Genomic DNA, 9,558 nt, shown 5'->3' with positions numbered 1-9,558 from the left:
GCGCACGTGACGGCGGAGGCCATCGGCCAGTCGGCGTTGTCGAAGAACTCGTTCCACATGACACGGCCGATCATCAGCGTGTTCGCACCGCCCAGCAGTTCCGGAATCACGTACTCGCCCACCGCCGGAATGAACACGAGCAGGCAGCCCGCGATGATGCCGTTCTTCGAAAGCGGCAGCGTGATTTCGAGGAACGCGCGCCACGGCTTCGCGCCGAGGTCGTAGGCAGCTTCGAGCAGCGTGAGGTCCATCTTCACGAGGTGGGCGTAGAGCGGCATCACGAGGAACGGCAGGTAGGAATAGACCATGCCGATATAGACCGCCGTGTTCGTGTGATAGAGCTCGAGCGGCGAATGGATGATGCCGACCGACATCAGGAAATTGTTAAGCAGTCCGTTGTTCTTCAGAATACCGATCCACGCATACACGCGAATCAGGAACGACGTCCAGAACGGCAGCATCACCGCCATCATGAGGATGTTGCGCGTGGCCGGATTCGAGCGCGCGATGTAGTACGCCATCGGATAGCCGATCAAGAGGCACAGCAGCGTCGAGATGGCCGCCACGACCACCGAGTTCACGTAGGTCGCGAAATACAGGCTGTCCTGGAACAGGAACGCGTAGTGCGAGAAGTCGAGCGCGATGTGCCAGACGCCGTCCGCGAACGACGCGAGCTCCGTGTACGGCGGGATGCCGAGCTGCTGGTCGGCGAAGCTGATCTTCACCACCAGGATGAACGGCACGAGGAAGAACAGCAGCAACCAGAAGAACGGGCCCGCCACCACCGCCGTGCGGCCGGTCAGGTTGAAGCGCTTGACCGGCCAGTTCAGGATGTTCTTGAGCACGCCGTTCATGACGTCAGCACCACACCGGCCGAGGCGCTCCAGCGCACGTACACTTCGTCTTCCCACGTCGGCGAATCGATCTCGGAGAGCGCGAGGCTCGACATGTTCGCGACCACGGTCTTGCCCGAGTCGAGCTTCACGTGATAGAGCGAGTAGCCGCCCATGTACGCGATGTTCTTCACGACGCCCTTGCCCCAGTTGAACGTGCCTTCGGGCGGCTTGCGCGTGAGCGCGATGCGCTCGGGGCGCACCGAGATCGTCACGGGCATGCCGAGCGGTCCGGTGATGCCGTGGTTCACGTACAGGCGCACCGGCAGGTCGGGGCATTCGACGAACACGTGATCGGGCTCATCTTCGACCACGTTGCCGTCGAAGAGATTGGTTGAGCCGATGAATTCCGCCGAGAAGCGGCTGTTCGGAAATTCGTAGACCTGATTAGGCGTGCCAAGCTGGATGATCTCGCCTTCGCTCATGACCGCGAGGCGGCTCGCCATCGTCATCGCTTCTTCCTGGTCGTGCGTGACCATGATGCAGGTCACACCCACCTTGTCGAGAATGTTGACGAGCTCGATTTGCGTGCGCTGGCGAATCTGCTTGTCGAGCGCCGACATCGGCTCGTCGAGCAGCAGCAGCTTCGGACGCTTGACGAGCGAGCGCGCGAGCGCGACGCGTTGTTGCTGGCCGCCCGAGAGCTGGTGCGGCTTGCGCCTGGCAAAGCGCGACATCTGCACGAGCTCGAGCGCGTTCTCCACGCGTTCCTTCAATTCGGCCTTTTTCACGCCTTCCTGGCGCAGCCCGAAGCCGACGTTCGACTCCACCGTCATGTGCGGAAAGAGCGCATACGACTGGAACATCATGTTGACCGGCCGGCGGTACGGCGGCAGCGTGGCGAGATCCTCGCCGTCGATCAGGATCTTGCCCGACGTGACGGTTTCGAGGCCCGCGAGCATGCGCAGCAAGGTGGACTTGCCGCAGCCCGAACTGCCGAGGAGCGCGAACAGCTCGCCCTTTTTCACCGACAGATTGACGCCCTTGACGGCCGTCGTCTCGCCGAACTTCTTGACGACGTCGACGACCTGCACGAAGTTGTCCGCGGCGAAATCTGCCGCGGTGAAGCCCGAAGGCAGCGTACCGGCGGCTGCCGGCGCGCTCGACTGGTCACTCATGATTCTCTCTGCCCTGCCTGTTTCTGCGTAAATGCTGGACGGGGTTGACGAACAAAGCCCCCGGCATCTGCCGAGGGCTCGGGGTAAAGCGGGAACAAGCGCGGGAACAAGCGGATTTCAACCGCGGCGCCGACCGTGTCAGCGTCCCGACTTGAATTCGGTCCACAGACGCGTCTGCAGGCGCTGGATCTCAGGCGGCAGCGGCTTGAGCAGGAACAGCGTCTTCAGGACTTCGGGCGGCGGATATACGGCGGGATCGTTCGCGATGTCCTTGTCCACGTACTTGCGCGCTTCCATGTTCGCGCTCGGGTAGTAGACCGCGTTCGTGATCGCCGCGTGAACCTGCGGCGTCTCGATGTAGTTGATCCACTCGTGTGCGGCTTCCTTGTGCTGCGCATCCTTCGGGATGGTCATCACGTCGAACCAGATCGGCGCGCCGCCCTTCGGGATGTAGTACTCGATCTTGTACGGCTTCTTCGCTTCGATGGCGCGGTGCTTGGCGATCACCACGTCGCCCGACCAGCCGTACGCGAAGCAGATGTCGCCGCCGACGAGGTCGTTGATGTAGCCCGACGAGTTGAACTGCGTGATGTACGGGCGGATCTTCTTCATCATCGCGAGCGCAGCGCGATAGTCGTCCGGATTGGTCGAGAGCGGATCCTTGCCGATGTAATGCAGCGCGGCAGCGAACACCTGGTCCGGCGCATCGAGCACGGAAACGCCGCAGGCCTTCAGCTTCGAGATGTACTCGGGCTTGAAGAGGATGTCCCAGTTGTCGAGCGGCACGTTCTTGCCGAGGATCTGCTGCACCTTGTTCACGTTATAGGCGAGACCGGTCGTGCCGTACGCCCAGGGCACCGCGTACTTGTTGCCCGGGTCCGCGCCGGCGACGAGCGCCATCAGTTGCGGATCGAGATACTTGAGGTTGGGGATCTTCGACTTGTCGAGCGGCGCGAAGATGCCGGCGGCAATCTGCTTGCCCGCGTAGTTGCTGGTCGGCACGACGATGTCGTAGCCCGAGTTGCCCGCGAGCAGCTTGGCCTGGAGCGTGTCGTCGCTGTCGTAGTTGTCGTACTTGACCTGGATGCCAGTCTGCTTCGTGAAGTTCGGAATCGTGTCCTTGGCGATGTAATCGGACCAGTTGTACACGTTCAACTGCGTGTCCTTCGCCACCGACGTCATCCACGGCACCGCGCACAGCGCGAGCGCGGCCAGTTGCGCCACCATCCGTCTCTTCATCCCGTTCTCCGATCGTGACCGGCTCGTGCCGGCTGCCTGCCTCGCCTCGTACCGCGCATCGCGCGGCTCCCCTTGACTTTACCGAACCTACCATCAAACATGCCACGCGACAAAAAAAACGCCGGCCTGTCGCGCAAACGGAACATCGGCCCTCTCAGGATCACGAAGATCCGCGCGGACGGTAAATCGCGCGCAATTTTAGCCGTTTCACGGGCCGTGTCCACAAAAAACCGCTTCGAATGGCGCAAGCGCGCGACGCCCCGCTCCCGCGCGGGCGGCACGCGCGCCGCGGCGTGCGGTGGCACGGGCACCGGAAGTCCGCGCCGCCGCCCCGGTATCGTGTGCCCTCACGCCCCCCGAGCGCATGCGTCGAGCCGCAAGCCCGACGCCGCAGGCCTTTCCCCCCAGCGCATCGAATCTGCCACCTTGCTGTCTCCTTGCAGTTGCGCGGTCGATGATCGGTGTTCAACGCCCTGCTACGGCGGAGGCAAAGGCCGGAGCGTTTCGGTTTGCTGCGGGCGGAGCGCCAGTACGACCCATTACGCATGCAAGCTCGCCGCCGCGCGGCCAGGGAGCGCGGGCGGCCGCCTCCGTCCGTATCGGTTAACATAGCGGCGTTTCGTACCGAAGCCGGCGCGCCCGACGCACCGGCCACGCCCCAAGGCTCTTCAATGGCATCCAACCTCCACGACCTCCCCGACAGCCCGTGCATCGGCGTGTGCTCGACCCTCTTCGACGATATCTGCAAAGGCTGTGGCCGCACGGCCGTGGAGGTCTCCAACTGGGTGTTCTTGAGCGATGCGGAAAAGCGCGCCGTGTGGGAGCGCATCGAACGCGAAGGCACCGCCATGCGCTTCCACAAGGACCGCGCCTGACTGAGCGATGAACCAGGCAGCGAACCAGGCGATGAACTGAGCGCTGCAATAAAAAACGCCGGGCAAGCCGGCGTTTGCAAAGAGGCAGGCGGGCAATCAGAACTTCATGCCGACGCCGAGGCCCACGATGAGCGGATCGATATGCAGTGTGCCGAGAGGCGTGCCAGCCAGCGACGCGTCGGTGTGCATCCAGATCTTCTTGATGTCCGCGTTCACGAACACCTTCTTCGTCACCTGGAAATCGATGCCAAACTGCAGCGCCGGACCCCAGCTGTGGTTGTTGATCGAAACCGACTGGTTGCCCGCGTGCAGACCGTTGTTGTAGAAGAGCGTGTAGTTGATGCCCGCGCCCACGTACGGCCGCACCTTGCCCGCGTTGTTGAAGTGATACTGCAGCAGCAGCGTGGGCGGCAGCACGCCCACGCCCCCGAGCGCACCGATGTTCGACGTGACCTGGTGGCGCGACGTGCCGAGAATCAGCTCCACGCCGATGTTGTCGGTCGCCATGTAGGTGAAGTCGAGCTCGGGCACGATGGCGTTGTTCACGTTCGTACCCAGTGCGCTGAGCGTGTCGCTCGAACGCGCGTCCGGCATGATGCTGATCGCGCGCAGGCGGACCAGCCAGTCGCCCGCGTAGATGCCCGTGTCGGGCGAGCCGGCCGCACTGGCCGGCGCCGCGAAGCAGGCCGCGCCCATTGCGAGCGCGGCGGTTGCTGCTATTTTGCTGATTGCTTTTTGCATCGTTACTTCCCCGTATCTGTAGACATGCGCTCGCAGAGGCTTACAAATTGTCAGAGACGGAGTCCGATGCAGCATTGACAGCTATCAAGCCAGTGCAAAGACCGCACGATGTGCGACCGCAGGTCGCGCAATACCGGTTAGCAGCAGTTCCAGAAGGTCGCGGACACTGCGAATCGCGTTACCGAATGGCAACGCTTCACGGCCGCGGAAGAACAAGCCGTTTGCAACATCGCCGCGCAACGCCGCGGCCAGCCGCGTGTCGATGCAAAAGTGGCCGAACTTCTCGATGCCGTCACGCAGGCCGCAAGCCGATAGGCATTCGAGCCCGGTCGGGCAGGCGAGCTTGAGCGAACCGATCTTCGCGCGAATGCGCGACTCGTTGCGCAGGTATCGCTCGAGCCATGGCGTTTTCACCGCTCGCGCGGGCAGCCCCGTCACGCTCACGAATTCGACGATGTCTTCGGGCTTCGCGTCGGCGAGCACGCGCTTGAACGCCGGATGCGCGTCGCCCTCCTCGGTCACGGCGAACGGCGTGCCGACCTGCACGCCGTTTGCGCCCGCCTCGAGCCATTTGCACACAGCCTCGTGGCTGTTGATACCGCCGGCCACCACGAGCGGCACGTCGCGGCGCGTGATGCCGAGCGTGGCATAAACGCCTTCGAGCTCCTCGAAGATCTTCGCGAACGCGAAGCGATCGTTGTCCATGTCGGCGATGTCCGTCACGCCGAGATGGCCACCCGCATGGGCCGGATGCTCGATCACGATGGCGTCGGGCAGACGGCCCTTCTTCATCCACTTCTTGAGCACGAGCGCGACGCCGCGCGCGTCGGAGAGAATCGGCACGAGCGCGATGTCGACGCCCGCCGTGAGATCGGGCAGATCGAGTGGCAGGCCCGCGCCCATCACGATGGCCTCGGCGCCGTGCTCGCAGGCGGCGCGCACGTAGTCGGCATGCGCGCTCACGGCCTTCATCACGTTCACGGCGATCATGCCGTTGCCGCCCGCAAGCTTGCGCGCCGCCGCGATTTCGCGGCCCAGTGCGATCAGATTCGCGCGCGTGAGCGTATCGTGGCTGGGATCGGCGCGGCACATCTCCATGAGATCGCTGTGATGATGGCGCAGGTCGATACTCGCGATGGTGCCGAGCGCGCCTTCGCGCGCGACACTGCCCGCAAGCCGGTGCGCCGAAATGCCGACGCCCATGCCGCCCTGCACGATGGGTAGCAGTTGACGGCCGCGAATCTCGAGCGGAGCGAAGGTGTGTGTAGGAAACATGGTGGCCCGCTTTGGTGTGTCGATGACAAAGCGCTTATAGTCGCGCGTACCCCACAGTTGGCATTGATTCGCATCAAAATAAAAAGCGGGCGCCCGTGAAGGCGCCCGCATCAATGACTTTCATCAACACGTCACGCGGAAAGATTTGCGATAGCGCGACGTGTTGCCTCATCAGGTTTTTGGCAACTTGAACTGCATCGATTTGTATTCGAGATACTCCTCGAGGCCGTACGTGCCGTTTTCGCGGCCGTGGCCGGACTGCTTGAAGCCGCCGAACGGCGCGGCCATGTTCCAGGTGCCACCGTTGATGTCGATCTGGCCCGTGCGGATACGGCGCGCCACGCGCATCGCGCGCGCGTCGCTGCCTGCCCAGACCGCTCCGCCGAGGCCATAGGGCGAGTCGTTGGCGATTGCCACTGCGTCGTCTTCGTCCTTCGCCGTGAGGATCGTGAGCACCGGCCCAAAGATTTCTTCCTGCGCGATGGCCGCATCGCGCGGCACGCGGCCGAACACGGTTGGCTTCACGAAAAAGCCCTTCGTGACGCCTTCGGGCATGCCCGTGCCGCCGGTCACGAGTTCGGCGCCGTCGGCAATGCCACGCTCGATGTACTGCTGCACGCGCTGTTGCTGCACGGCGGAGGCGAGCGGCCCGAGCTTCGCCTTCTCGTCACGCGGATCGCCCACGGTGAACGCTTCAGCGGCCTGCTTCGCGAGCTCGCGCGCCTCCTCATAGCGTGACTCCGGCACGATCATGCGCGTATGCGCCGAGCAGGTCTGCCCCGAGTTGAGGAAGCATGCGCCTACCGTACCCTTCACGGCGGCTGCGAAGTCGGCGTCGTCGAGCACGACGGAGGCCGACTTGCCGCCCAGCTCCAGCGCGACGCGCTTGACCGTGGCCGAGGCCACCTCCGACACGCGCTTGCCCGCTCGGGTCGAACCCGTGAACGACACCATGTCGACGTCCGGGTGACGCGCGAGCAGCTCGCCGACCACCGGGCCGTAGCCCGTCACGAGATTGAACACGCCCGCGGGCAAGCCGGCCTCGTGAATGGCCTCGGCCAGCACGAACGCATTGAGCGGCGCGATTTCGGATGGCTTGAGCACGACGGTGCAGCCCGCGGCGAGCGCGGCCGCCACCTTGAGCGTGATCTGGTTGAGCGGATAGTTCCACGGCGTGATGGCGGCAACCACGCCCACGGGCTCGCGCACGACGAGCGAGTTGCCCACGCGCTCCTCGTACTGGAAGTCGCTCGCGAGCTTCGCATAGGCGCCCCAGTTGTAGATGGGGCCGCCCACCTGGATCGCGCGCGCGAGCTTGAGCGGCATGCCCACTTCGCCTGCGATCAATTGCGCGAGCTCGTCGGTGCGGGCCTTGAGGTTGTCGGCGATCTTCTGCAGATACGCACCGCGCTCGGCGGCGGGCGTCGCGGCCCACTTGTCGAAGGCGGCGCGCGCGGCGGCGATGGCTGCCTCGGCGTCGGCTTCGACGCCTTCAGGGATGCGGCCCATTACCGCTTCGGTGCCCGAGTCGATGACGTCGATCGTGCCCTTGCCCTGTGGCGCGACCCATTGGCCGCCGATGTAGAGCTGGTCGTAGTGTTTCATGTGCTTGCTCCCGTCTCCATGTGTATTCGCGGTTGCGCCGCGGCGATCCCGCATTCTAGCTTGGTTGACGCAAACGTAAAGTACGGGGCGCAAAGCACTGGACGCGCGCGGCCTATGTCGTCAAAAGCAAAACGGGCGACGCTTTCGCGCCGCCCGCCTTTATTGCCGTCCTGGCTCGCCCAGGCTCAGCCGAGGCCTCAGTGCAGCCCCTGGCTCGCGAGGAAGTCCTCGTAGTTGCCGCTGTAGTCCTTGATCGTGCCGTCGGTCTTCACTTCGATGATGCGATTGGCCAGACCGTTCACGAACTCGCGGTCGTGAGAAACGAAAACCAGCGTGCCTTCGAACTTTTCGAGCGCGATCTGCAGCGACTCGATCGATTCCATGTCCATGTGGTTCGTGGGCTCGTCCATGAGCAGCACGTTGTGGCGGCCGAGCATCAGCTTGCCCCAGATCATGCGGCCCTTCTCGCCGCCCGAGAGCACCTTGACCGACTTCCTGATGTCGTCGGCGTTGAAGAGCAGACGCCCCAGCGTGCCGCGCACCGACTGCTCGTCGTCGCCTTCCTGGCGGTACTGGTCGATCCAGTCCATCAGCGTGACGTCGGCCGGAAACTCTTCGTACGTGTCCTGCGGCATGTAGCCGACGTTCGCGTTCTCGGCCCACTTCACCGAGCCGCCGTCGACGGCCAGGTTGCCGAGCAGCGAGCGCAGCAGCGTGGTCTTGCCCGCGCCGTTCTCGCCGATGATCGCGATGCGCTCGCCCGGTTGCACGCTGATGCTGAATTTGCTGAAGATCGCGCGGTCGTACTTCTTCGTGATCTCTTCCGCGACCACGACGATGTTGTGCAGCTTCTTCTCGAACTCGAAGCGGATGAACGGGTTCTGACGCGACGACGGTTTGAATTCCTCGATCTTGATCTTGTCGATCATCTTCAGACGGCTGGTGGCCTGGCGCGCCTTCGACTTGTTCGCCGAGAAGCGGCGCACGAAGTCCTGCAGGTCGGCCACACGCTCCTTCGCCTTCTGGTTCGCGGCCTGCTGACGCTCGCGCGCCTGCGCCGAAGCCAGCATGTAGTCGTCGTAGTTGCCGGGCCAGACCTTCAGCGTGCCGTAATCCATGTCCGCCATGTGCGTGCAGACCTGGTTCAGGAAGTGTCGATCGTGGGAGATGATGATCATCGTGGAGTTGTACTCGTTGAGCACATCTTCCAGCCAGCGGATCGAGTTGATGTCGAGGTTGTTGGTCGGTTCGTCGAGCAGCAGCACGTCCGGCTTCGAGAACAGCGCCTGCGCGAGCAGCACGCGCAGCTTCCAGCCCGGCGCCACGCCGCTCATCGGGCCGTTGTGGAACTCGGTGCCGATACCGATGCCAAGCAGCAGTTCACCCGCGCGCGCTTCGGCCGTGTAGCCGTCGTACTCGGCGAACTTGGCCTCCAGTTCGGCGGCGTGCATGTAGTCGTCGTCCGTCGCTTCGGGATTCGCGTAGATCGCGTCGCGCTCGGTCATCGCGGCCCACATTTCGGTGTGGCCCATCATGACGACGTCGAGCACGCGCACGTCCTCGTACGCGAACTGGTCCTGGCGCAGCTTGCCGAGGCGCACGTTCGGTTCCAGCACGACCGTGCCCGAGCTCTGCTCGAGGTCGCCGCCCAGGATCTTCATGAACGTTGACTTGCCGCAACCGTTCGCGCCGATCAGGCCATAGCGGTTGCCTTCGCCGAATTTGACCGAGATGTTCTCGAACAAGGGCTTCGGCCCGAATTGCATGGTGATGTTGGCGGTAGAGAGCACAGCGCGTCCCGGTAAGTAGATC

At 63.8% G+C, this 9,558-nt stretch carries 8 protein-coding genes; 1 reads left to right on the top strand and 7 read right to left on the bottom strand.

Annotation, left to right across the window (positions count from 1 at the left end; all coding sequences use genetic code 11):
* From VMJ11_RS27890 to VMJ11_RS27880, 3 genes are all read right to left on the bottom strand, one after another.
* Positions 1-854, bottom strand: an 854-nt coding sequence (locus VMJ11_RS27890; protein WP_325623818.1) for an ABC transporter permease subunit, incomplete at its 3' end; no start/stop codon positions are given.
* Entirely contained in the window at positions 851-2,011 is a 1,161-nt protein-coding gene (locus tag VMJ11_RS27885; RefSeq protein WP_414694484.1) for an ABC transporter ATP-binding protein, read from the bottom strand. The genes VMJ11_RS27890 and VMJ11_RS27885, both read right to left, overlap by 4 nt.
* A 138-nt stretch (positions 2,012-2,149) precedes the next feature.
* Positions 2,150-3,250 (bottom strand): polyamine ABC transporter substrate-binding protein, encoded by a 1,101-nt coding sequence (locus VMJ11_RS27880; protein WP_325623816.1) that lies wholly within the window; start codon positions 3,248-3,250, stop codon positions 2,150-2,152.
* Positions 3,251-3,921: 671 nt separating this feature from the next.
* Between VMJ11_RS27880 and VMJ11_RS27875 the strand changes: the two genes are divergently transcribed.
* The gene (locus VMJ11_RS27875) at positions 3,922-4,125 is read left to right on the top strand and encodes a DUF1289 domain-containing protein (RefSeq protein WP_325623814.1); all 204 of its coding nucleotides are present in this window, start codon (positions 3,922-3,924) and stop codon (positions 4,123-4,125) included.
* A gap of 96 nt (positions 4,126-4,221) precedes the next feature.
* Here VMJ11_RS27875 and VMJ11_RS27870 read toward each other — a convergent pair whose 3' ends face one another.
* From VMJ11_RS27870 to VMJ11_RS27855, 4 genes are all read right to left on the bottom strand, one after another.
* Positions 4,222-4,821 carry an OmpW/AlkL family protein gene (locus tag VMJ11_RS27870; RefSeq protein WP_325623822.1) on the bottom strand — a complete coding sequence of 200 codons (600 nt, stop codon included), beginning with the start codon at positions 4,819-4,821 and terminating at the stop codon, positions 4,222-4,224.
* A 129-nt stretch (positions 4,822-4,950) separates the two neighbouring features.
* Positions 4,951-6,141, bottom strand: coding sequence for a nitronate monooxygenase family protein (locus tag VMJ11_RS27865; RefSeq protein ID WP_325623812.1), 1,191 nt, complete (start codon positions 6,139-6,141; stop codon positions 4,951-4,953).
* 171 nt (positions 6,142-6,312) lie between these two features.
* Entirely contained in the window at positions 6,313-7,746 is a 1,434-nt protein-coding gene (locus VMJ11_RS27860; protein ID WP_325623810.1) for an aldehyde dehydrogenase family protein, read from the bottom strand.
* A 197-nt stretch (positions 7,747-7,943) separates the two neighbouring features.
* The gene (locus tag VMJ11_RS27855) at positions 7,944-9,536 is read right to left on the bottom strand and encodes an ABC-F family ATPase (RefSeq protein WP_325623820.1); all 1,593 of its coding nucleotides are present in this window, start codon (positions 9,534-9,536) and stop codon (positions 7,944-7,946) included.
* Between the last annotated feature and the right edge of the window lie 22 nt (positions 9,537-9,558).

Origin of the sequence: Paraburkholderia sp. (assembly GCF_035501035.1) — a bacterium.
In the GTDB taxonomy this organism is placed as follows: domain Bacteria; phylum Pseudomonadota; class Gammaproteobacteria; order Burkholderiales; family Burkholderiaceae; genus Paraburkholderia.
The sequence above is the reverse complement of the archived record's forward strand: the minus strand, read 5'-3'. Positions and strand labels throughout refer to the sequence as shown.